The following is a 23,018-nucleotide window of genomic DNA, read 5'->3' as shown; positions in this document are numbered from 1 at the left end:
AAACGATGACCGAGACCATGACCGAGGCCGAGCCGACCCCGGCGACCGGGGCGCCGACGGAGGCCCAGAACGTCCCCCTGGTGGACATCTCCGGGCTGCCGCCGGTCTCCGCCCCCGTGCTGCGGACCATCGAGCTGGTCAGAGCGCACGGCCCGGCCTTCGTCCAGCGACTGCACGGGCGGGACACCGTGATGGTCAGCAGCCTGGAGCTGGTGGAGGAACTGGCCGACGAGGAGCGGTTCCGCAAGGCCGTCGGCCCTGCGCTGGAGAACGTCCGCGAGTTCACCGGCGACGGCCTGTTCACCGCCTACAACGAGGAGCCCAACTGGGCCCGGGCGCACGACATCCTGGTGCCGGCCTTCGCGCTCGGCTCGATGCGCACCTACCATCCGGTGATGCTGCGGGTGGCCCGTCGGCTGATCGACTCCTGGGACCGCCGCTCGGCCGCCGGGCTGACCGTGGACGTACCCGGCGACATGACCAGGATGACCCTGGACACCATCGGGTTGGCCGGCTTCGGCTTCGACTTCGGCTCCTTCGAACGGGACGAGCCGCACCCCTTCGTCGAGGCGATGGTGCGCTGCCTGGACTGGGCGATGACCCGGCTCACCCGCGACCCGCAGCTCGACCACAGCGGGCGCGACGCCGCGTTCCGGGCCGACGCCGACTATCTGGCCGGGGTGGTGGACGAGGTGATCGCCGCCCGGGCCGGGAGTGGCGAGCAGGGCCCGGCCGAGGACCTGCTCGGGCTGATGCTCGGCGCGGTGCACCCCGTCGACGGCACCCGGCTGGACATCGAGAACATCCGCAACCAGGTGATCACCTTCCTGATCGCCGGTCACGAGACCACCTCGGGCGCGCTCTCCTTCGCGCTGTACTACCTGTCCAAGCACCCCTCCGAACTCCGGCGCCTCCAGCGGGAGGTGGACGCGCTCTGGGGCGACCAGGCCGACCCGGAGCCCTCGTTCGAGGACGTCGGACGGCTGCGTCACACCCGCCAGGTGCTCAACGAGGCGCTGCGGCTGTGGCCGACGGCGCCCCAGTTCAGCCGGGAGGCGCGCGAGGAGACCCTGCTCGGCGGGCGGATCCCGGTCCGCCCCGGGCAGCCGATCTTCGTGGTGACCCCGATGCTGCACCGCGACCCGGCCTGGGGTGACAACCCGGAGCTGTTCGACCCGTCCCGGTTCGACCCCGAGCGCGAGGAGGCCCGCTCGCCGCACGCCTTCAAGCCCTTCGGCACCGGCGAACGCGCCTGCATCGGGCGGCAGTTCGCGCTGCACGAGGCCACCATGCTGCTGGCCGTGCTGGTCCACCGCTACCGGCTGATCGACCACGCCGACTACCGGCTGACCATCAAGCAGACCCTCACCATCAAGCCCGACGGGTTCACCCTCGCCCTGGCCCCGCGCACCCCCGCGCCCGCGGCGCAGCCGGTCGAGAGCGCGGCCACGGCCGAGCGGGCCGCCCGGTCCGAGCTCCCCGGCCGGGTCCGGCAGGGGACCGGCCTGCTGCTCCTGCACGGCTCCAACTACGGCGCCTGTCGCGAGTTCTCGCACCAACTCGCGGACGTCGCCGCCGAACTCGGCTGCGCCACCGAGATCGCCCCGCTGGACGCGTACGCGGACGGCCTGCCCGCCGACCGCCCGGTGGTGATCACCGCCGCCTCGTACAACGGGCAGCCGACCGACGACGCGGCCGTGTTCGTCCGCCGGCTGCAGGAGGACGGGGCGGCCGACGGGGTCGAGTACGCGGTGCTCGGCATCGGCGACCGCACCTATGCCGCCACCTACCAGCGCATCCCCGCCCTGATCGACGACCGGCTCGCCGCCCTCGGCGGCACCCGGCTGATGGCCCGCGCCGAGGCCGACGCCTCCGGGGACCTGGCCGGTGCGGTCCGGGCGTTCACCGATGCGCTGGGCGTCGCCCTACTGGAGCGCTACGGGGACGCCGACGCCCCGGCCGTGCGGCAGGAGGAGGCCGCGTGCACGGTGACCGAGCTGGTCGGCGGCCCGCTGGACGCGCTGGCCGCCCGGCACGGCATGGGCGAGCTGACCGTCACCGCCGTCGACAGCCTGACCGACCCGGCGTACCACCGGGTGAAGCGGCTGGTCCGGCTGGCACTGCCGGAGGGGGTGGGCTACCGGACCGCCGATCACCTCACCGTGCTTCCGGCCAACGACCCGGAGCTGGTCGAGCGCGCCGCCAAGCTGTTCGGCGCAGACCTCGACACCGTGCTCTCCATCATGCCGCACCGGCGTACCGGCCTGGCCGTGGACCGCCCGCTGACGGTGCGCGAACTGCTCACCCACCACGTCGAGTTGCAGGATCGGCCGAGTGCCGAGCAGCGCGCCGTGCTGGCCGGGCTCAACCCCTGCCCGCCGGAGCAGGCCGCGCTGCGGGCGCTGCCCGCCGACGACCGGCGCACCCTGCTGGACCTGATCGAGGACCACCAGGCCCTGCGGGAGCGGCTGAGCTGGCCGGTGCTGCTGGAGCTGCTGCCGCCGATCCGGCCGCGGCACTACTCGATCTCCTCCTCGCCCGCCGGTGACGCGGGGCAGATCGACCTGATGGTCTCGGTGCTGAGCGCGCCGGCCCGCTCGGGCCGGGGCACCTTCCGGGGCACCGGCTCCGGCTTCCTCGACCGGGTGGCCGTCGGCGACACCGTGCGCGCCCGGGTGCGGCCGTGCCGGGAGGTGTTCCGGATCGGTCACGACACCCCGGTGATCATGATCGCGGCCGGGACCGGCCTGGCGCCCTTCCGCGGGGCGGTCGCCGACCGGTGCGCGCGGGTCGACGGCGGCGGCGAACTCGCCCCGGCGCTGCTGTACTTCGGCTGCGACGACCCGGAGGCGGACTACCTGCACCGGGCCGAGCTGGAGGCGGCCGAACGGGCCGGCGCGGTCTCGATGCGGCCCGCGTTCAGCGAGCGGCCGGTGGACGGGCAGCGCTTCGTCCAGGACCGCATCGCCGTCGAGGCGGCGGAGGTCTGGGAGCTGCTGGCGGCCGGCGCGGAGGTGTACGTCTGCGGCGACGGCGCCCGGATGGCGCCGGGCGTGCGGGACGCCTTCCGGGCGCTCTACCGGCAGCGCACGCCGGGGGCGGACGAGCAGCAGGCGCGGGACTGGCTGCAGGGGCTGGTCGAGGACGGCCGCTACGTCGAGGACGTGTACGCGGGCTGAGCCCCGCCACCGGGGCCGGCTGCCCGCTGCTCCGAAGCAGTGGGCAGCCGGCCCCGGGATCAGTGGTTCGGGATCAGTGGTTCGGGATCAGTGGCCGGGGGTCAGTAGACGCTCACCTTGTACTTGGCGAGCGCGGCGTTCACCGGTTGGAAGAAGGTCGTTCCGCCGACGGTGCAGTCGCCGCTGCCGCCCGAGGTGAGGCCGAGCGCCTTGGTGCCCTCGTACAGCGGGCCGCCCGAGTCGCCGGGCTCGGCGCAGACGTCGGTCTGGATCAGGCCGCGGACGGTGCTGCCGTCGGAGTAGCGCACGGTGACGTTGAGCCCGGTGACCGTGCCGGTGCGGGTGCCGGAGGTCGAGCCGGTGCGGGTGACCGACTCGCCGATGTACGCGTTGGGTGCGGAGGTGAACCCTCCGGGGTGCGCCGGCGTGTTGCCGTCGTACCGGACCAGCGCGTAGTCGGTGCCCGGGAAGCTGGAGTTGACGGTCGGCCCGATCAGCGTGGTGTGGGCCTTGTCGGTGTACCAGGTCTGGGCGACGTTCCCGCAGTGGCCGGCGGTGAGGAAGTAGTGGGTGTCGCCGCTCACCACGTTGAAGCCGAGCGAACAGCGGTACTGACCGCCGTAGACGGCGTCGCCCGCGGCGATCAGCGGGGTGAAGGCGCCGGCGACGCGGTGGATGGACAGGGGGGCGCCGACGGAACCGGCGGCGCGCATGATCTTGGCGAGCCCGGCGGGGGGCACCGTGCTGTCGGCGGTCACCACGACGCGGCCGGCGCCCTGGTCGACGTACCAGGCCGTCCCGTCGACCCCGGCGTTCAGGACGGCGTCGCTGACCGCCGCGAGCTGTTCCGGCGCGGCGGTGCGGGCGGGAGCGGCGGCGGCGCCCGGCGCGGCGACCGCGGTGGCGGTCAGCAGGCCGACCGTCGCGGCGAGCAGGCGGATGCTTCGGGTCATGCCGGTGTGGGGGGCCCTGTGCATGGTCCTCACCGATCTCCTCCTGGGAGTGAGAGGCCCCTGGGGGTTGGGGCCGTGAGGCGCGGTCAGGTGGTGGGCGGACCCCGGCCGATGCTGTCCGGAAGCGCGGCGGATGATCTGCCCCTGACAGGCGCTGTCCGAAAGTATGAAGAAACGGATGGTTCGGTACAAGCTTCCTGACGGGGTGTCGGGCGCGGTGTCGGCGGACCCGAGCGCCGTGGAGTGACCCGCGGGTCCGGCGAGGGAGCGTTCCAGGCGGGCGCCGCCTCGGGGGCGGTCAGCAGGTTCCCGAGTGGTGATGAACCGTCAATCAGGTCTCCGGGGCGGGATGGCCGAAAAGAAAAGTGTTATCGCGGTGGTCCGCCGACGGTCTCCTGGGCGTGGGAGCGAACGCGCGAGGCCGCGGCAGAGGTGTGCGGCCGGAACGCGGGGTTCGAGATGGGGCGCTTCGCGCGGAGATGAGGGTCTCCGGCCGCGTTCGTTCCCACGGCGCACGGCCGGATCGTCCCGTCCGGCCGGCGCACCCGGCGGTCCGCGCGCATTCCCCCACGGCGGCGGGCCGTCGGGACCTGTCCGTCAGGGGCGGTCGAGCCGCCAGACCTGCTCCTCGCCGGTCTCGGCCGGGGCGAGGGCCTCGGCGGGGCGGCGCAGGTACTCGGTGAAGCCGAGCCGGGCCGGAACGGTGGCGCTCGCGTGGTTGGCCGGGTCGTGCACGATCTCGACGTAGTCCACGCCGGGAAGCCGGAAGGCCTGCTCGGCCAGCCCCCGGGCCGCCCGGGTGGCGATGCCCCGGCCGGTGACGGCGGGGTGCAACCAGTAGCCGATCTCCCGGCCGTTCTCCGGCGTGTGCTCGCGCCGGAACAGCCCGCAGGCGCCGACGATGGCGCCGTCCAGCAGGATCGCGTAGGTGAAGTCCTTGCCGCTCTCCCACAGCTCCGGCCGCTCGGCCAGGAACGCGGTGGTCTTCGCCAGGCTGTGCTCGGCGACCCACGGCATGAACGGCCGCAGGTGCTCCAGCGACTCCTCGATGACCCGGAAGAACTCGGGGAGGTCGGTCTCGCCGCGAAAACGGCGCAGCGTCACCTCACCCAGGGCGATCTCCTGCTCTGCTAGCTCCATCTGTGGAGGATCCCCGTTACCCCGTCGGTCCTGCAACGGGATTACGGCGGACCTGCAGCCGGTGCAGCAGCGCTCCGATCGCGGCCGTCACGGTGGCGGTGACCAGCAGCGTCAGGTCGGCGAGGCCGTCCATGGCGAGATCGAACCGGGGGCTGGCGGCCTGGTCGGTGAACTCCGGGTCCACCAGGCCGTCCGGATCCTCGGTGACGCTGACCCGCTCGCCTGCGGTGTCGCCCGCCCCGCACCTCACGGACCCGCTGCGGCCCGGCGCGTCCTCGTAGCGCACCGCGCAGGAGTAGGTGGTGGTCTTGCCGTGACTCACCCGGACCTCGGTGACCGTACCCGGGTGGGCCACACCGCGCATCGACAACACGGCGGCCTGCGCGGTGTTCATGCTCAGTATCGGGACCCCGATCAGCGGCGCGAGCAGCAGTGCCAGCGCCACGAGCCGCAGGGGACCGGCCTGACAGAGGCTCACCAGCGCGTAGATCAGGCCGACCAGCCCGGTGATGACCAGCAACAGCGACGGGAGCAGGAACCACAGGCCGAAGGCGCCCAGCGCGCCGCCGAGCGGCAGCAGCACGGCCGCGGCCGGGATCCACAGGGCGGTCAGCAGGGGACGCCTCGGCCAGGGCGTGTCGTTCTTCCCGCCCCAGCCGCCGCGTCCGCCGCGTCCGCCGTGTCGCCTGGGCCCGGGCCCGGGCGGTGGTGTCTCGATTCGCGTCATGGCGCGAGATCCTGCCAGGGGAGGGGGCGGACGGGAGGCGGCGGGGCGGGGTCCTTCGCGCGAGCCGCTCTCACGGATCAGGTGATGTGGCCTCCGGCCGGGCCTGGGCGGTGATGGCCCGCATCAGGTCCGCCGTCCGCGGGTCCGCCGGGAAGAAGGTCTCGATGGCGATCTCGTCCAGGGTCACGTCCCGGGGCGAGCCGAAGACCGTCGTGGTGTAGAGCAGGGCGAGTTCGCCGTACTCGGTGGCCAGGCGCAGCGGGACCACCAGGTCGTACGCCGAGCCGTCCAGGGCGGGCTCGCCGGGGTCCGGCGGCGGGGCGGGGTAGGACTCCAACTCGGCCAGGAGCTCGGCCAGGCCCGCCGCCGAGGTGCGCTCCAGCTGGCGGCGGACGCGGCGCAGCACGTGCGCCCGCCACTGGGCGAGGTTGCGGATGCGGCGGGCGAGGCCGTCGGGGTGCAGGGTCGCGCGCAGCACGTTGACCGACGGTCGGGTCAACGCTGGTGGTACGTCGGCGAGGAACAGCGCCATCGCCCGGTTCGCGGCGAGCATCTCCCAGCGGACGTTGACGGCGAGCGCCGGGTTGGGCTCGTGGCCGGTGAGGACGGCCGCCACCGCCGTGCGGGCGGCGCCCAGGTCGTCGAACGCGCGTTCGGCGTGCATCGGAGCGAAGCCCGCGGCGAGGTAGAGGGCGTTGCGCTCGCGCAGGGGGACGTCGAGCTCGTCGCACAGCCGCCGGAGCATGTCCCGGCTCGGGTTGGCCCGTCCGGTCTCGATGCAGCTCAGGTGCCGGGTGGACAGCTCGGCGGCGATCGACACGTCGAGCTGGGAGCGGCGCCGGCGCCGACGCCAGCCGCGCAGCAGAGCTCCGACCGGTTCGGCCGTGGTGGTCGTCATGGCGTTCAGGTTGCCCGGTGACGTGCGCGAGGGCAATGACCTCGGAGGTCATCGACGGGCAGCACGTCCCGGCCGCACAGTCGTGAACCGCAAGCACGATCCGATCCACCGGACGAAGGGACACCGGCCATGGCCGACACCGAAGTTGAGGACCTCGCGCAGCTCGACCAGTACGTGCGGTTCTGGAACGCCGACGGCGAGGAGCAGAGCCGCCTCGCGGCCGCCGTCTTCGCCGAGGGCGTCGAGTACCGCGCGATGGTCGGCGTGCTCAGCGGGGCGGAGGCGCTGATCGACCTCCGCAAGCAGTTCGTCGCCCACCTGGGCGCCGTCGCGCTGCGCCTGCGCCGCACCCCCGAGGTGCACCACCAGCGGGCCAGGATCGAGTGGGAGCTGCTGACCGGCGGGGGCGAGGGTGAGGGCACCTCCTTCGCCGAGGGGACGGACATGATCCAGCTGGACGAGGACGGCCGGATCACCGCCGTCACCGTCTTCGTGGACCGGGTCCCCGAGGGCTTCGACGGCGCCGCGCACCACTAGATCCGTGACGGCAGGGCCTGCCAGGAAGGTTCCAGCGGCAGGACGTGCCCGGTCAGCGACTCGACGTCGGCCGGGACGTGCGCGCGGGCGCGCAGCGCGGGGAGTACGTCGGCGGTGTAGGCCGCGTGGGCCTCGGGGGAGGTCCAGAGGGTGGTGACCAGGTAGCGGTCGGCGGTGAGGCGGGTGACGGTGCCCGCGAGCATGCCGCCGGCCGCTGCCATGCCGGGGGCCCAGACCTCGCGTTGGACCTCCAGGAAGTGGCCGGTACGGCCGGGGCGGAGTAGGCAGTCGGCGGCGCGCAGCAGGGTGGCGTGCTGGAGGGCGTCCACGAGGGACGGTGCCGAGCCCGGCACGGTGAGTGCCACCGGGCCGGCGGTCACCTGGATCGAGCTCCAACTGCCGTGCTGGGCAGCCTCGGTGGCGATCGCGTCATGACGCTCGCGCATGAAGCGGCCGTACGCCTCCTCGTCCGCCCAGAGGGCGAGCACGAGTGCCCGGCCGTCCGTGCGGGACCAGCCGCCCACCTGGCCTACCAGCCCCGGCTGGTCCGCGAGCGCCGCCCAGCGGCGCTGGCCGGCGGCGAAGGCCCCGTGTGCGCCGGGCCGCACCCGGCAGTCGATCCACTTGCCCCACATGTGGGCCATCATGCTTCGCCCGGGGGGAGGAGGATCAATCGGTCGGAGGTCGCCGGGGCGCTCCGTCCGGGGATGTAGGCGTGCCGGCCGCGGGAAGGCCGGATGAACCGGAGAGGCCCCGTCGGCGGGGTGCGCCAACGGGACCGTCGATGGCTGTCGGTGGGGGCTGCTAGCCCTGCTTGATCGCGGAGATGTCGAACTCCAGGACGACCTTGTCGCCGACCAGGACGCCGCCGCCCTCCAGCGCCGCGTTCCAGGTCACGCCGAAATCCTTGCGGCTGATCGTCACCGAGCCTTCCAGGCCCACCCGCAGGTTGCCGTACGGGTCGACGGCGTTGCCCGTGTACTCGAAGTCGATGGTGACCGGGCGGGTGGTGTCCTTGATGGTGAGGTCGCCGCTCACCCGGTACTCGGTATCGGAGCCGGGCTCGACGGAGGTGGTGCGGAAGGTGATGTCGGGGTAATTGGGGGCGTCGAGGAAGTCGTTGGTGCGCAGGTGCTGGTCGCGTTGTTCGACCCCGGTGTCGATGCTCTCGGCCTTGATCGTCAGCTGGGCGGTCGAACGGGACGGGTCGCCGCCGTCCAGGTGGGCGGTGCCCTCGAACTGGTGGAACGCGCCGCGGACCTTGGTCACCATGGCGTGGCGTGCGACGAAGCCGATCCGGGTGTGGGCGGGGTCGAGGACGTAGTCCCCGGTGAGCTCGGGGAGTGAAACGGTCACGGTGTGCCTCCACGATGGTCTCGGTCCTGGCGACGGTGTGCCCGGGGCGTCCCCCGACCACGCCGGGGTTTGCCCTCCCTCCGCCCGGCCGGGGCGCGGTGCGGAGTGCCAGGGTGCAAACTGCCAGCCCGCCGCGACACCGCCCCGCCCGCCGCGCGGCACCCTCGCGGCAAGTTAGCGCGAACGGGTGAAGGCACGGCCGGTCGACGGAAGGTCGATGGCTGGATCCTGCACAGTCCTGTCATTGCCGCCACACCCGCTGCCGGGCGAGGGTGGAGCCATGGACGACGCACCCCGCCTGCCGCACCTGGTCGTGATCCCGGTCTTCCCCGGTGTGAACGCGCTGGACGTGACCGGGCCCGCCGAGATCTTCGCGCTCGCCGGGCAGCTGCTGGCGCCGGAGCGGCCCGGGTACGAGGTGCTGCTGTGTGCCGAGCGCAGTGGGCCGGTGGCGACGTTCTCGGGGGTGCCGCTGCAGGTGAACGGCACGCTGGAGGCGGCGCGGGTGCGGCCGGACACGGTGCTGGTGCCGGGCCGGGTGAACCTGGGGCCGCACGGGCCGGTGCCGCAGGTGGATCCGGCGGTGGTGGCCTGGCTGCGTGAGGTCGGGCCCCGGGCCGGGCGGGTCGCCTCGGTGTGCGCGGGCGCGCATGTGACGGCGGCCGCCGGGTTGCTGGACGGGCACCGCGCGACCACCCACTGGGCGACCGCCGACCGGCTGGCCGCCGACCACCCGGCGGTGGAGGTCGACGCCGACCCGGTGTTCATCCGCTCCGGGCGGATGTGGACCAGCGCGGGCCTGACCACCTCGATGGACCTCACCTTGGCCCTGGTGGCCGAGGACCACGGCGACGACCTCGCCCTGGAGATCGCCCGGATCATGGTGATGTACCTGCAACGTCCGGGCGGCCAGAGCCAGTTCAGCGTCCCGCTGGCCCATCCCGTCGGCGGCCGCTCGGACCTGCGGAGCCTGCGTCGCTGGATCGGTGAGCACCTGGACGCCGACCTCTCGGTGCCCGCGCTGGCCGCTCGACTCGCCATGAGTGAGCGGCACTTCGCCCGGGTGTTCCGCTCCGAGACCGGCACCACGCCCGGCGCGTACGTCGAGGAGCTGCGGCTGGAGGCGGCGCGCCGGCTGCTGGAGCGGACCGACCATCCGCTGCCGGGGGTTGCCCGGGCCTGCGGCTTCGGCTCGGTGGAGACCCTGCACCGGGTGTTCCGCGACCACCTGGGCGCCACCCCGGGCGAGTACCGCCGGCGGTTCCGCGTCGCCACACCCTGAACCCGAAGAACCACCGAGAATCATCGAGGAGAATCGTGAAGATCACGGCCACGCACATCGGCACCGCGACCGTCCTGCTGGAGATCGGCGGCCTGCGGCTGCTCACCGACCCGGTCTTCGACCCCGCCCCCGCCGAGTACCGGCGCGACCCGGTCGTCCTGCGCAGCACCGTCGGACCGGCCCTGGCAGCCAACCGACTCCCTGAGGTGGACGGGGTGTTGCTCAGCCACGACGAGCACCCCGACAACCTGGACGCCACCGGCCGCACCCTTCTCGCCGGGCGCCCGGTGCTGACCACGGTCAGCGGCGCCGCCCGGCTCGGCGGCGGTGCGCTGGGCCTCGCGCCCTGGCAGACCCGGACGGTGACCGTCGGCGGCCGGACGGTGCACGTCACCGGCACGCCCGGCGAGCACGGCCCGGTCGGGGACGTGACCGGGTTCGTGGTCGAGGTGCCCGGCGAGGAGGAGGCCGTCTACATCTCCGGCGACACCGTCCACATCCCCGAACTGGACGAGATCGGACGGAGGTTCACCATCGGCACGGCTCTGCTGCACCTCGGTGCGGCCCGGATCGAGGCCTTCGGCGGCGGCGGGCTGATCACCATGGACGCGGCCCAGGCGGTGGCGCTCACCGCCTCGCTCGGCGCTCGCAGGGTGGTCCCGGTGCACTACACCTCGTGGGAGCACTTCACCGAGGGGCGACGGGAGACCGTCGAGCGGTTCGCGGCGGCAGGCCTGGCGAACCGGCTGCACTGGCTGACCCCGGGCGTCGCCGAAGTCCTCGACTGATCCGGAGCTGCTGAGCGGCTTTGGCTCCCGGCCCCCTGACCAGGCATGATCGGGGGCATGGTCGAACGAGTCATTGCAGCGTGTGACGGAGCAGCCAAGGGCAACCCGGGCCCGGCGGCCTGGGCCTACGTGGTCGCGGACAGTGCCGGGGCGCCCCAGCGGTGGGAGGCCGGGCCGCTCGGGCACAGCACCAACAACATCGGTGAGCTCACGGCGCTGCAACAGTTGCTGTCCGCGACCGACCCGGCCGTCCCGTTGGAGGTGCGGCTGGACAGCACCTACACCCGCGACTCGGTGACCAAGTGGCTCAAGGGGTGGAAGCGCAACGGCTGGAAGACGGCCGCGGGCAAGCCGGTGGCCAACCGCGAGCTGATCCAGCGGATCGACGAGCTCCTGGAGGGCCGGGACGTCACCTTCGTGTACGTCCCCGCCCACCAGGTGGACGGTGACCCGCTGAACGCCATCGCCGACAAGGCCGCCAGCGACGCCGCCCGCACCCAGCAGGGCGCCGCCGGGACCGCCGCCGACCTCCCGGTGCCCGACCCGGCCGCGGCTGCCAAGGCTCCCAAGGCCCGCAGCACCCGCGCCGCGGCGACGAGCGGCGGAGGCGGTACCGGCAGCACGACCAAGCGGACCGGTTCGCGCACCCTGAACGCCCGCTTCCCCGGCACCTGCCCGTGCAGCCGCCCGTACGCCAAGGGCGACAAGATCACCAAGGTGGGCAGCAGTTGGGGCCACCCGGAGTGCGCCGCCGCCCACGCCTGACTCGGGCATTTCGACGCCGTCGCCCGAGTGCCCGCACTCGGGCGACGGCCCGGTCGGGCGCCGGACGACAGCGGTCATGTGACTGCCGCCGGCTGCTGAGTCAACGGGCGGCCGCGGACCGTATAGGTCCATGGGGGCATGAGGGAAGGTGACTGCGGTGATCGTCTCCGAGACGCCCGAGTTCCACGTCGGCGACCGGGTGTGGGTGTACCGCGACTCCTCCTACGGCACGGTCGAGAGCGCCGTGGTCGTGGACGCCCCGGCGGACCGCAGCCTCCGGCTGGAGTTCGCCGACGGCCACCGCAGCCACCTCCGCGACGGCCGGGTCGAGCTGCACACGCCCGGCGTGGAAACGGCGTTGACATGGTGTCAGGATCGGAGTCCAATGGCCCGTCGACCGGCGCGCCCGCTGTCATCATGAACATGACTTCGGCGGCGGTGCCGGAGCCGATGGTGAGGAGCGGGCGTGAACGCTGCGGGTGCGGGGACCGATCGGCCACGGCAGCAGCCGGTGGCGATGGCGGACGAGCAGGTCGGTTCCAACGGCGCGATCGCGGCGGCGCTGACCCGGGCGGTGGGCTCGATGCCCGCCCTGTACGTCGCCCTGGTGGTGGTCGGCGGCTGGATGGCGCTGGCGACCTGGGGACCGCTGCACTCGGTCGACCCGTACCCCTTCGGCTTCCTGCTGTTCCTGGACAATGTGGTCCAACTGGTGCTCTGCCTGGTGATCCTGGTCGGCCAGCGGGTCCTGGGCCAGGCAGCCGACCGCCGGGCGGTGCAGACCTACGAGAACGCCGAGGCGATCTTCGCCAAGGTCGCCGACCTCCAGGCGCACCTGGACCGGCACGACCGCGCTCTCGGCCGCGGGGTCAGCCTGCTGGAGACCAGCGGGCACCCGTGGATCCAGCGGCACCGGGTGCAGCCGCCGCCGCAGGCGCTGGACCAGGTCACCGGGGTCAACGGACGGATCGCCGCCTGGCTGACCCAGCGGCTGGGCAGCATGGGGGCCTTCTACCTCGCGGCCGGGACACAGGTGGTCTGGATCGGTATGTCCCAGCTGGGGGTGCAGACCTTCGACCCGTACCCGTTCGCCTTCATGAGCTTCCTGTCCACCCTGGCCCAGCTGATCTTCATGATCGTGATCATGGTCGGCCAGGACGTGCTGGGCAAGGCCGGCGACCGCCGTGCCGAGCAGACCCTGCTGGACGCCGAGGCCGTACTGCACGAGTGCGGCCGGATGAAGGCCCGACTGGAGGCGCAGGGGAAGGTCATCGAGAGCCTGGCCGACTACACCAGCGCCCAGGTCATCCGGCACCTGGCGCGGGTCATCCACCAGAGCCGGCTGACGGTGGCGGTCGAGGACGGCGAGGAGCCGGGCAGCCGGCCCGCCCTGCTGCCTTGGGAGGAGCTGCCCGAGGAGCTGAGGGCGGCCAACCGGCGCCAGGCCCGGCAGCTCGGCGAACGCCTCGCTACGGTCGGCTGCCTGATGGTGCCCACCTCCGAGCAGGTGGCCTCCGACGCCGTCGGCGGCTTCGAGGACTTCACCGAGGAGGAGGCCGAGGTCCTGGCCCGGCTGGAGCACGAACACGAGCACGAGCACGAGAACGGCGCCGACTCGGCTCTGCTGCCCGGCCAGCGGGACGGCCGGGCCGAGGTCCTGCCCTGGGAGGAGCTGTCCGATCGGGCCCGGGCCCGGACGGTGGAGTCGGTCCGCCGGATCCCCACCGCCCTGGCCGACGTCGGCTTCCAGGTGGTACGGATCAGCCGCATCGTCGACGGCGTGGGCGAGTTGGACTTCACCCCCGAGGACTGGGCGACCCTGGGCCAGGCCCTGATGGCCTCCGGTGTCCTGGTCTCGCTCGCCGAGGGCGTTGCCGACCCCGAGGAGATCATCGCGATCGTCAAGCTGCTGCGCGAGGCGAGCGGCACCCACCCGCGACGCTTCGTCCGGGAGCTCGCGGCCGCCTCGACCTTCGACACCGGGCTGCATCCCGACACCCGTTACGCCGAGTACCGCGGTCCCGCGCTGGACACCATCCGCGCGGCCGTTCGGATCGTCGCAGAGCAGGCGCCGGACGAACTCGCCGAGTTCCGCGCCTTCCTGCTGGAGATCGCCGTGGTCGTCGCCGACGCCAACGAGGAGGGCGGCATTCTCGGTCTGGGCGCGCGCTCCCGGGTGCCCAGCGAACTCGCCGCGGTGGAGGCCGTCCGGGCGGCGAGCGACCTCGCTGTGCCGGAGCCCGCACGCGCCAAGGTCAGCCTGCGCAAACGAGGTTGAACGGAAGCGACCGGCCGGCCACGGGGACGGCCGGCCGGTCGCCGCGTCAGGAGGGGATCACTTCTCCTGGGCCATGGACTTGATGTCCTCGAAGCTCATGCCGATCTTGTTGAAGGCGCGGGCCTGCGCCTCGGGCACGCCGAGGCCGGCCAGCTCCTTGAGCTGGGCGTCGGTCAGCGGCGCGGCCTCGGTCATCGGCGGGACGGAGCCCGCCCCGGTGGCGTCGCCGGTCTCGGGCCCGGCGCCGCCGGAGGCGAGGGCGAGGAAGGTCTTCATCAGGTCGTCGCTGGTCATCTTCACCGCGTCGGACGGGGCCTGGACGTTCGGCGCGGCCTCGTTGAAGGCCAGCTTCACCGGGAAGTTGACGCCCGGTCCGGCCTTGGTGTCCAGCTGCGCCAGGTCGAAGGTGGCCGAGGAGAACTTGCCGTCCTTCAGGTAGAGATCGACGCCGACCTTGGTGTCCGGCACGTCCTTCGGAGCCTCGGTCGGGAAGTTCTTGAACTGCTGCGGGAACTTGCCGGACAGCGGCTTGAGGGCCTTGTACAGCTCGTCCACCGCGGTGCGCGCCGGGGCGCTCATCCAGATGTGCTCGGTGCCGTCCTTCTTGCCCTTGTCGTCGAAGGTGACGGTCCGGGTGAACACGTCCTTCAGCGAGTTGACGAGCTGCTTGGCGGCCTCAGGGTCGACCGAGGGCACGGCCTGCGGCGTCGCGCCCTTGGCGCCGTCGTTCTTCTTGGCCTCGTCCGCCAGCTCCTGGAGGTCGAGCGAGATCCACTTGCCGTTCAGCACGTCCTTGGCGCTGCTCAGCTCCGGGGGCAGGTCCTTGGCGACGGTGTCGGCCTCGGACGGGTCCTGGCCGGTCAGCTTCAGGACGCTCTTCACGTCGATGTGCAGGTACGCCTTGGCGTCGAGCTGGCGGTACTCGAGGAGCGTGGTGCCCTTCTTGTCCGCGACCGTGTAGGACACGCGCACCGACTTGTCGAGCGAGAGGTCCTTCGCCTCCTTCGACGCCGCGTTCTTGAAGGCGTCGACCTCCTTGAGCGGCTTGTCGGCGGAGATCGCGACGGAGAGGGAGAGCCCGGACAGGCCCCGGGCGCTCTTCTCGTCGGCCTCGTCACCGGTGGCCTTGGTGAAGGCGACGATCTGCTCGGGGGTGGCGTCCACGGAGAGCGTGAAGCCGGCCGACTTGCTGTCACCGAGCTTGTCGAAGGCCTTCGACACCTGCTGGGCGGCCGAGAGCTGCTCGGCGGTGCCGCAGGCCGTGAGACCCGTGGCGAGGACGGAAGCGGTGACCGCGACGGGCAGCGCGCCGCGGGCGGCCTTGCGGATGGCGGTGTTGATGGTCCAACTCCTGTGTGACAGGGCCTGATCGAACGGGGCCAGGCCGATCCCTCCCCTGTGGCGAAGCGCGCCACAGCACGTACACATGCGATCACATTATCAGCAAGGAGTCACGCGATTATTTGACCCTCCTTTTAAGATATCCGGCCGAGATCACGGCCGTTCGGCCGGATTTCGACCTCGCGGCAGCTACCCCTTCGACGAGCCCGAGTTGGCGCCGCGCACGAAGTGGCGCTGGAAGCAGAAGAACAGCACCGCCACCGGCAGCGTGGACACCAACGCCGCCGCCAGCTTGAGCGGGTACTGCGTGCCGGAGCCGAGGCCGCCGGAGACGAAGTGCCCCAGGCCGGTGGTCAGGGTGTCGTGCTCACTGGACTGGGTGGAGACCAGGAAGTGGGTGAACTCGTTCCAGGAGCCCTGGAAGGAGAGCACGGTGAGGGTGATCAGCGAGGGCCGGGACATCGGCAGCACCACCGACCAGAAGATCCGGAACGTCCCGGCACCGTCGATCCGCGCCGCCTCCTCGATCTCGCGGGGCACCGACTCGAAGAACTGCTTCATGATGAAGATCCCGGCGGCGTCGACCAGCAGCGGCAGGATCATCCCGCTGTAGGTGTCGAACATGCCGAAGCTCTTCAGCACCAGGAACTTCGGGATCAGCAGCACCACGCCCGGGACCGCCATCACGGCCAGCACGAAGGCGAACAGCAGCCGGCGACCGGGGAAGCGGATCCGGGCCAGGGCGTAGCCCGCCATCGAGTCGAACAGCACCCGGCCGGCCGTGACCAGGGCGGTCACCAGCATGCTGTTGCCCAGCCAGCGCAGGAACGGGATGTTCTCCACGCCCTCCGCCGGACCGAACAGTCGTCGGTAGGAGGTGAGGGTGCCGCCGTCCGGCGGCAGCGCCATCGGGTTCGCGGTCGCGTCCGGGTCGGTCTTGAAGCTGTTCGCCAGCTGCAGCAGGAACGGCAGCAGGTAGAGCAGTGCGAAGCCGAGCAGCGCGGTGTACCCGAGGACGCGCAGCGGCCGGGGGAAGCGGCCGAGGACGGGTTCGTCCGCTCCGGGCTCGCGGTCAGCGTGCCGCACGGCGAGCTCCCTTCAGGCTCCGGGGCCCGCGCCGGGGCCGGCCGCCCCGCTCCCGCAGGACCCACCGCTGCAGGGTCGTGAGGAGCAGGATCAGGCCGAGCAGGACGAACGCGATGGCGGCGCCCTGCCCGTAGTCGGCGTTGTCGAAGCCGGCCGAGTAGGACAGGTAGGCGGGCGTGAGGGTGGTGTTGCCGGGTGCGCCCTTGCCCATCACGTAGACCTGGTCGAAGACCTGCCAGGTGGATATCAGTCCCAGGGTGAGGACCAGGAACAGGACGGGCCGCAGCGCCGGCAGCGTGACGTTGCACAGCAGTTGACGGCGGTTGACGCCGTCCAGCGCGGCGGCCTCCTCCAGTTCGCGGGGGATGTCCTGGAGGGCGGCCAGGAAGATCAGCATGAAGGTGCCGGAGGTGGTCCACACCGCCATCAGGATCAGGGTGCACATGGCGACCGAGGGCCCGGCGAACCACTCCGACCAGGACAGCCCGAGCGGGCCGCCGGCCGTCGGCGCCGGCTGGTCGACGCCGAACCGGCCGAGCACCAGCCAGACGACTCCGCGCGGATCGGCGAACCAGTTGGGGCCCTTGACGCCGACCCAGCCGAGCATCCGGTTGACGGCGCCGCTGCCCTGGAAGAGGAACAGGAACACCGTCGAGATCGCGATCGAGCTGGTGATCGACGGGAAGTAGAACACCGTGCGCAGGACGCCCCGGCCGCGCAGCATCCGCTGGTTGACCAGGACGGCGAGGAACAGCGCCAGCACCGTCTGCAGCGGCACGGTCAGCAGGACGTAGTACAGCGTGTTGCGCATCGAGACGGCGAACAGCGTGCGGTCCAGGCCGTCCTCGGCGAACAGCCTGCGGTAGTTGTCCAGGCCGACGAAGTCCGCGTGGCCGCTGAACGGGTTGGACTGGCCGTCCCAGTGCAGCAGACTGACCCACAGGGCCATCGCGATCGGCAGGACCAGGAAGAGCCCGAGGACCAGGACCATGGGGCCGGCGAACAGCCAGCCCCACGCTCCCTCGCGCAGGCCGCGCCTCCGCTTCGCGCCGACGGTGCTCTCACTCGGCATTCTTGATGGCCTGCTCGCCGTTGCGCTGGAGTGCGGCCAGGACGGTGGCCGGGTCGCCGGTCCTCAGCGACTGCAGGTCGGTGTTGAACTGGGTGAGCACCTTGGTGAACCCGGGGATGGTGACCGGCGGCTGGGAGTGGGTGATGCCGTCGACCCAGGCCTTGGACTCGGGGTACTTCTCGGCGTAGGTGGCCAGCGCGCTGATGCGCGAGGGCATCACGCCGAAGGCCTTGGCGAACTCCAACTGCTGGTCGGCCGAGGTGAGGTGCTTGACCAGGTCGACGCCGGCCGCCTGGTGCCGGCTCTTGGCCGCGATGCCCCAGCAGTTGCTGAAGGCGAGGGTGCCCTGCCCGGCGGGGCCGGCCGGCAGCGGGAGCACCTTGTACCGGACATCGGGGTAGTCCTTGGCCATCGCGCCCTTGAGCCAGTTGCCCTCGATGGTCATCGCGGCCCTGCCCTTGCCGAGCGCCTCGCCGCCCCAGCCGGCGTCCACCTCGGAGACGTACTTGGCCGAGCCGGCCTTCAGCATGGTCTGGACGTACTCCAGTGCCTGCTTGTTGGCCGGGCTGTCGGCGGTCATCGCGGTCTGCTCGGGGTTGGTGACCCAGCCGCCGGCCTCCTTCATCAGCGCGCCGAGCCGCTGGTAGTCGGGGGCGGTCACCAGGCCGGTCACGCCGTTCCTGGTGAGCTTGCCGGCGTCGTCGGCGAGTTGCTGCCAGGTGGTCGGGTAGTCGGCCTCGGTCAGGCCGGCCTGCTGCCACATGGCGGTGTTGACCGCCAGGCCCAGGGTGGAGCTGTCCTTGGGCAGGCAGGTGAGCTTGCCGTCGTAGCTGAAGGCCTGGCGCAGCTGCGCGGAGAAGTCCGCGGCGTCCGGTATCCGGTCGCCGTAGGCGTACAGCGAGCCGCCCTTGGCGTAGTTGGCGAACTGGTCGGAGTTGACGTAGAAGAGGTCCGGCGGGTTGCCGCCGGCGAAGGCCTGGCCGAGCTGCTGGTTGATGTCGCCGGCGATCTGCACGGTGACGGTGTTTCCGGTCTTCCCGGCCCAGGCCGCGGTGGCGGCCTTCACCGCGGCGGTCTCGGCCTCGCCGGAGGTGGCGATCAGCAGGGTCAGGCTCTGGTTGCCGCCGGAGTCCTGCCTGGCCGTCGAGTCGCCGAAGCCGCCCGAGGAGGAGCAGCCGGTGACGGCGCCGAGGGCGACGGCCGCGCAGACGGCGGCCGCGGCGAGGGTGCGGGAGGTGGCCATGCGGGATCTCCTTGCGAGGGTGGATGGGGGAGCGGAGGCGGTTCGGGAGGGGCGTCACATGCTTTCGCGGAGGACCAACTCCGGTTCCAGTAGGACGTGTTCGGTCGGCCGCGTGCGGTCGCCGAGACGTTCCAGCAGCAGCCGCATGCACTCGCGGCCGACCGCGTCGAGCGGCTGGGCGAGGCTGGTCAGCGACGGGAACAGCAGCGGGGCGAGCGGTGAGTCGTCGAAGCCGATGACGGCGGCCTCCGGGCCGGGGGAACGGCCCTCGCGCCGCAGCGCCTGGTACCAGCCGGTGGCCAGGGTGTCGCTGGCCGCCACGACGGCGCTCACGCCGGCGGCGAGCAGCTTCCCGGCGGCCTCGGTGGCGCGCTCCGGGTCGTCCGGGCTCTCCACCCGGCGGCCCCGGGTGGACAGGCCCAGTTCGCGCATCGCGCTCTGCCAGCCGCGGGCGCGGTCGTCGCCGACCCCGGAGCCCTTGGGCCAGCCGAGGAAGCCGATCCTTCGGTGGCCGAGTCCGGCGAGGTGCCGGACGGCCGCCGACGTCCCGGCGGCGCCGTCGACGTCCACCCAGTCGCCGACGTCCTTGCCGGACCAGGTGCGGCCGAAGGCGACGAACGGGACGCCGCGCTCGTGCAGCCAGCCCTGGCGGCGGTCGCCTCGGTCGGTGCCGCTGAGCACGAAGCCGTCCGCGCCGTGCTCGTCCAGCAGCTGCTGGTAGCGGGTGAGTTCGTCGTCCCCGGGGGCGACGGCGAACAGCACCACCCGGTAGCCGGCCCGGTCGGCCGCCTCGGAGAGCGAGTGCAGGAACTGGTCCAGGACCGGGGTCGGAACGCCGGTGCTGCTGGACCGGATGCCGTAGCCGATCAGCCGGCTGGCCCTGGTCTTGAGCGCCTGCGCGGCCCGGTGCGGGCGGTAGCCGAGCTCGTCGATGGCGCGTCGGACCCGCTCCAGCGTCTGCGGGCGCAGCAGTTCGGGCGAGTTGATCGCGTTGGACACCGTCTGTCGGCCCACGCCGGCCCGGGCGGCGACCATTTCGAGGGTCACGGCGGACCCCGCCCTCGGCCTGGGCGATGAGTGTGCATGCATAACGGTGATCCTAGGTTCTGTCTCCGTCGACGAGATCTTGGATCGTTCCAATACGGGGTTCCATCGTCCCCAGCAGTGGGGTTAATGTCTTGGAACGCTCCAATGTCAGAAAGGTTGCGCCCGGGTGGAAGCAACTGTCAAGCCCCAGAACGAGGATGAGGAGACCATGCCAGCGATCGAGCTGCAGCCGTTCCTGCACGACACCCGGCTCTCCGTGGCCGCCCCGAGCTTCTGCGCCTCCCGCCCCGACGGCCGGATCGCCGAGGGCGCGGACGGCTTCTACCACGGCGACCGCCGGATCCTCTCCCGCCTGGAGGTCGGCGTCGCGGGCATCCCCAACACCCCCGTCGCCACCGCACAGGGCGCGGACGGGAACACCACCTTCGTCACCGTGCTGCGCGGCCTCGCCGAGCGCACCGCCGACCCGGCCACCACCCTGGAACGCCGCCGCGAGCTGCGCCCCGGCCGCCTGGTGGAGCGCTACACCGTCCGCAACGCCGGCGACCTCACCGCCCGGCTGCGCCTGGACCTGCGCGCCGAGAGCGACTTCGCCGCCATGGACACCGTCAAGGCCGGACGCACCGGCACCCCCCTGCGGCCCGAGGCCCAGCCGGCCGGACTGCGCTGGAGCCACGGCCCGCTGACCGCGGCCCTGACCGTCACCCCGGAACCCGACCACCTCGACGCCGCCACCGGCACCCTCGGCTTCGAGCTCGAACTCGCCCCCGGCGAGAGCTGGCAGGCCGTCCTGGAGTGCGCCGCCGAGCACCGCGACGGCGACCTCTTCCCCGCCCCCGCCGTCGGCACCACCGAGCCGGGCGCGGCCCCCTGGAGCACCCCCGAGGTCACCGGCCGCGAACACCACCTCGCGCACTGGATCGCCCGCTCCCACCAGGACCTGTGCGGCCTGCTGCTCACCGACCCGCTGCGCCCCGCCGACACCTTCCTCGCCGCCGGAGCGCCCTGGTTCCTGACCCTGTTCGGCCGCGACTCGCTCTGGGCGGCCCGGATGATGCTCCCGCTCGGCACCGGGCTGGCCGCCGGCACGCTGCGCACCCTGGCCCGCCGCCAGGGCCGCGGCGTCGACCCGGCCATCGAGGAGCAGCCCGGCAAGATCCTGCACGAGGTCCGCCGGGACGAGCAGCACCTCGACACCGGCTCCCACCTGCCGCCCTGCTACTACGGCACCGCCGACGCCACCCCGCTCTGGCTCACCCTGCTGCACGACACCTGGCGCTGGGGCATGCCCGAGCACGAGGTCGAGGAGCTGCTGCCGAACGCCGAGGCCGCCCTCGGCTGGCTGGAGCGGTACGCCGACGCGGACGGCGACGGCTTCCTGGAGTACGTGGACAGCACCGGCCGCGGCCTGTCCAACCAGGGCTGGAAGGACTCCTCGGACGGCATCCGGTTGCGCGACGGCCGGATCGCCGACGCCCCGATCGCACTCAGCGAGGTCCAGGCCTACGCCCACGAGGCGGCGGTCAAGGCGGCCGCGCTGCTGGAGGCCTTCGGACGCCCCGGCGCCGACCACTGGCGGCAGTGGGCCGAGCGGCTGCGCGAGCGCTTCCGGGAGAGCTTCTGGACCGAGGACGAGCACGGCCGCTACCCCGTGGTCGCCCTCGACCGGGACAAGCGCCCGGTCGACTCGATCGCCTCCAACCTGGGCCATCTGCTCGGCACCGGCCTGCTGGACGCCGAGGAGAGTGCCCTGGTCGCCCGCCGGCTCACCGCCTCCGGCATGGACAGCGGCTTCGGCCTGCGCACCCTGGACGCCGACGCGGTCGGCTTCAACCCGCTGGGCTACCACACCGGCTCGGTCTGGCCGCACGACAGCGCCATCGCCGTGCACGGCCTGGTCCGCGAAGGCCTGCACGAGGCCGCCGCGCCGCTGGCCGCCGGGCTGGTGCGCGCCGCGGCGGCGTTCGACCACCGGCTGCCCGAGTTGTACGCGGGCTACCCGCGCGCCCGGTACGCCCGCCCCGTCCCGTACCCGGCCTCCTGCCGCCCACAGGCCTGGGCCGCTGCCTCCGCCGTGCTCGTCCTGCAGGCACTGCTCGGCCTGGAGGCGGACGCGCCGAACCGCCGGCTGCGGGTGCGCGCGCAGCTCGCGGTCGGCTACGAGTCGCTGCGGATCGGCGGGCTGACGGTGGCCGGGCTGCCGATCGGGGTGGAGACCGATCACACCGGCGCGGTCCACCTGCGGGCCCCGCAGGGCTTCACCGTCACCACGGTCCGCTGATGCGCGGTCATCGGTGAACACCCGGGGCCCCGGCACGTTCGGGTGGTTCGAATGCTGACCTGGCCCCGTCGGGTTCCGGCCCGGCGGGGCGTGGTCGTCCCCGCACACGGTGGTGTTCGAAGTGTCATCACCACCTGCTAACCTCAGCCGGTTTCCCGCCGCAGAGAGTCGGCGGACAAGACGGGGTAAGAGGGACAGAGAACATGGCAATTCTCCGGGCGAAGCAGAAAGCCCAGGTCATCGAGAAGCTCTCGCAGGTGGCGCCTCCTGGGGAGACCTTCATCGCCTGCGTGCACGCGGAGAGCGGCCCCAGCCCGTGGCTCAACGGCATCTTCGGCGAGATCCCGCTGCTCGGCCTGATCATCGTTCTGACGCGCCGGTACTACTTCCTGACGCTCACCAACACCCACGTGGTGGTCAACACGGCCAACCGCTGGACCAACCGCCCCGGCGACGTCGTCGCGGCCTTCCCGCGCAACGCCTTCCCGGTCAGCCGGGTCAAGCGGGCCAGCATCTGGAGCTCGATGTACCTCCAGATGCCGGGCGACGCCAAGCCGATGCGCCTGAACATCCACCGCATCTGGCGCGCCGAGATGGACCAGCTGAGCGCGGCCTTCCCGCCCGGGTCGATCGACCCGTCCTCGCAGCCGTTCGAGACGCCGCACGGCCAGCCGTACCCGATGCCGGGCCAGCCGGTGATCCCGCAGCAGCAGGGGTACGCGCCGCAGCAGCCGCCGGCCAACCCGTACCCGGCCCCTCAGGGCCAGCCCTACCCGCAGCAGCAGCCCTACCCGCAGCCGCCGGCCAACCCGTACCCGGCTCCGCAGGGCTACCCGGCCCCGCAGGGGCAGCCGTACCCGCCGCAGGGCCAGCCCTACCCGCCGCAGGTCCCGAACGTGCCCTACCCGGGCCAGCAGGGCCAGCAAGGCCAGCAGGGCCAGCAGGGCTACCCGGGCCAGCGTTGACCCGGGCCTGAGCCGGCCGAGCCGCGGCCCCCCCCCCCCCCCCGGGGGCCGGGGCCGCGGCGTTCTCCGGCAGCCACCGG

At 72.6% G+C, this 23,018-nt stretch carries 20 protein-coding genes; 9 read left to right on the top strand and 11 right to left on the bottom strand.

The features are described 5' to 3' along the window. Positions 1–17: 17 nt before the first annotated feature. Positions 18–3,179, top strand: coding sequence for a cytochrome P450 (locus ABZW30_RS32105; RefSeq protein WP_355674771.1), 3,162 nt, complete (start codon positions 18–20; stop codon positions 3,177–3,179). A 101-nt stretch (positions 3,180–3,280) separates the two neighbouring features. Here the strand turns inward: ABZW30_RS32105 and ABZW30_RS32100 are convergent, their stop codons facing one another. From ABZW30_RS32100 to ABZW30_RS32085, 4 genes are all read right to left on the bottom strand, one after another. After that, positions 3,281–4,156 (bottom strand): S1 family peptidase, encoded by an 876-nt coding sequence (locus tag ABZW30_RS32100; protein WP_355674732.1) that lies wholly within the window; start codon positions 4,154–4,156, stop codon positions 3,281–3,283. Between the two features lie 573 nt (positions 4,157–4,729). Further along, positions 4,730–5,272, bottom strand: coding sequence for a GNAT family N-acetyltransferase (locus tag ABZW30_RS32095; protein ID WP_355674731.1), 543 nt, complete (start codon positions 5,270–5,272; stop codon positions 4,730–4,732). A 16-nt stretch (positions 5,273–5,288) separates the two neighbouring features. After that, positions 5,289–5,999 carry a hypothetical protein gene (locus ABZW30_RS32090; protein WP_355674730.1) on the bottom strand — a complete coding sequence of 237 codons (711 nt, stop codon included), beginning with the start codon at positions 5,997–5,999 and terminating at the stop codon, positions 5,289–5,291. Positions 6,000–6,069: 70 nt separating this feature from the next. Next, the gene (locus ABZW30_RS32085) at positions 6,070–6,897 is read right to left on the bottom strand and encodes a helix-turn-helix transcriptional regulator (RefSeq protein WP_355674729.1); all 828 of its coding nucleotides are present in this window, start codon (positions 6,895–6,897) and stop codon (positions 6,070–6,072) included. A gap of 129 nt (positions 6,898–7,026) precedes the next feature. On the opposite strand from ABZW30_RS32085, the gene ABZW30_RS32080 reads away from it, so the two are divergent. After that, the gene (locus tag ABZW30_RS32080) at positions 7,027–7,434 is read left to right on the top strand and encodes a nuclear transport factor 2 family protein (protein ID WP_355674728.1); all 408 of its coding nucleotides are present in this window, start codon (positions 7,027–7,029) and stop codon (positions 7,432–7,434) included. Here the strand turns inward: ABZW30_RS32080 and ABZW30_RS32075 are convergent. Both ABZW30_RS32075 and ABZW30_RS32070 read right to left on the bottom strand, forming a co-directional pair. Then, complete coding sequence (locus ABZW30_RS32075; RefSeq protein WP_355674727.1) at positions 7,431–8,069, bottom strand: DUF4937 domain-containing protein; 639 nt, start codon at positions 8,067–8,069, stop codon at positions 7,431–7,433. The two genes, ABZW30_RS32080 and ABZW30_RS32075, sit on opposite strands and share 4 nt — an antisense overlap. A gap of 169 nt (positions 8,070–8,238) precedes the next feature. Then, the gene (locus ABZW30_RS32070; protein WP_355674726.1) at positions 8,239–8,790 is read right to left on the bottom strand and encodes a YceI family protein; all 552 of its coding nucleotides are present in this window, start codon (positions 8,788–8,790) and stop codon (positions 8,239–8,241) included. 280 nt (positions 8,791–9,070) lie between these two features. On the opposite strand from ABZW30_RS32070, the gene ABZW30_RS32065 reads away from it, so the two are divergent. The 5 genes from ABZW30_RS32065 (at position 9,071) to ABZW30_RS32045 (ending at position 13,903) form a co-directional block, all read left to right on the top strand. Then, positions 9,071–10,072 (top strand): GlxA family transcriptional regulator, encoded by a 1,002-nt coding sequence (locus tag ABZW30_RS32065; RefSeq protein ID WP_355674725.1) that lies wholly within the window; start codon positions 9,071–9,073, stop codon positions 10,070–10,072. A 35-nt stretch (positions 10,073–10,107) separates the two neighbouring features. Next, positions 10,108–10,860 carry an MBL fold metallo-hydrolase gene (locus ABZW30_RS32060; RefSeq protein ID WP_355674724.1) on the top strand — a complete coding sequence of 251 codons (753 nt, stop codon included), beginning with the start codon at positions 10,108–10,110 and terminating at the stop codon, positions 10,858–10,860. A gap of 57 nt (positions 10,861–10,917) precedes the next feature. Then, positions 10,918–11,625, top strand: coding sequence for a ribonuclease H (locus ABZW30_RS32055; RefSeq protein ID WP_355674723.1), 708 nt, complete (start codon positions 10,918–10,920; stop codon positions 11,623–11,625). Positions 11,626–11,782: 157 nt separating this feature from the next. After that, entirely contained in the window at positions 11,783–12,046 is a 264-nt protein-coding gene (locus tag ABZW30_RS32050) for a hypothetical protein (protein WP_355674722.1), read from the top strand. A gap of 45 nt (positions 12,047–12,091) precedes the next feature. Next, positions 12,092–13,903, top strand: coding sequence for a DUF1003 domain-containing protein (locus ABZW30_RS32045; RefSeq protein WP_355674721.1), 1,812 nt, complete (start codon positions 12,092–12,094; stop codon positions 13,901–13,903). A gap of 57 nt (positions 13,904–13,960) precedes the next feature. On the opposite strand, the gene ABZW30_RS32040 is transcribed toward ABZW30_RS32045, so the two are convergent. The 5 genes from ABZW30_RS32040 to ABZW30_RS32020 form a co-directional block, all read right to left on the bottom strand. Further along, positions 13,961–15,331: a hypothetical protein gene (locus tag ABZW30_RS32040; protein ID WP_355674720.1), complete on the bottom strand. Its 1,371-nt coding sequence runs from the start codon at positions 15,329–15,331 to the stop codon at positions 13,961–13,963. Between the two features lie 102 nt (positions 15,332–15,433). Continuing rightward, positions 15,434–16,330: a carbohydrate ABC transporter permease gene (locus ABZW30_RS32035; protein WP_355674719.1), complete on the bottom strand. Its 897-nt coding sequence runs from the start codon at positions 16,328–16,330 to the stop codon at positions 15,434–15,436. Beyond that, the gene (locus tag ABZW30_RS32030) at positions 16,317–17,402 is read right to left on the bottom strand and encodes a sugar ABC transporter permease (protein WP_355674718.1); all 1,086 of its coding nucleotides are present in this window, start codon (positions 17,400–17,402) and stop codon (positions 16,317–16,319) included. Before ABZW30_RS32030 ends, ABZW30_RS32035 begins: the two co-directional genes overlap by 14 nt. Further along, the gene (locus ABZW30_RS32025) at positions 17,392–18,645 is read right to left on the bottom strand and encodes an extracellular solute-binding protein (RefSeq protein ID WP_355674717.1); all 1,254 of its coding nucleotides are present in this window, start codon (positions 18,643–18,645) and stop codon (positions 17,392–17,394) included. Before ABZW30_RS32025 ends, ABZW30_RS32030 begins: the two co-directional genes overlap by 11 nt. Before the next feature lie 54 nt (positions 18,646–18,699). Beyond that, positions 18,700–19,692 (bottom strand): LacI family DNA-binding transcriptional regulator, encoded by a 993-nt coding sequence (locus ABZW30_RS32020; protein ID WP_355674716.1) that lies wholly within the window; start codon positions 19,690–19,692, stop codon positions 18,700–18,702. Between the two features lie 208 nt (positions 19,693–19,900). Between ABZW30_RS32020 and ABZW30_RS32015 the strand changes: the two genes are divergently transcribed. Continuing rightward, positions 19,901–21,973, top strand: coding sequence for a glycogen debranching N-terminal domain-containing protein (locus ABZW30_RS32015; protein ID WP_355674715.1), 2,073 nt, complete (start codon positions 19,901–19,903; stop codon positions 21,971–21,973). 203 nt (positions 21,974–22,176) lie between these two features. Then, positions 22,177–22,938, top strand: a complete 762-nt coding sequence (locus ABZW30_RS32010) for a hypothetical protein (RefSeq protein WP_355674714.1) — start codon at positions 22,177–22,179, stop codon at positions 22,936–22,938. Positions 22,939–23,018: the final 80 nt, after the last annotated feature.

The organism is Kitasatospora sp. NPDC004669, assembly GCF_040609455.1.
Lineage (GTDB): Bacteria > Actinomycetota > Actinomycetes > Streptomycetales > Streptomycetaceae > Kitasatospora.
This window is presented reverse-complemented; position numbering and strand designations above follow the sequence as displayed.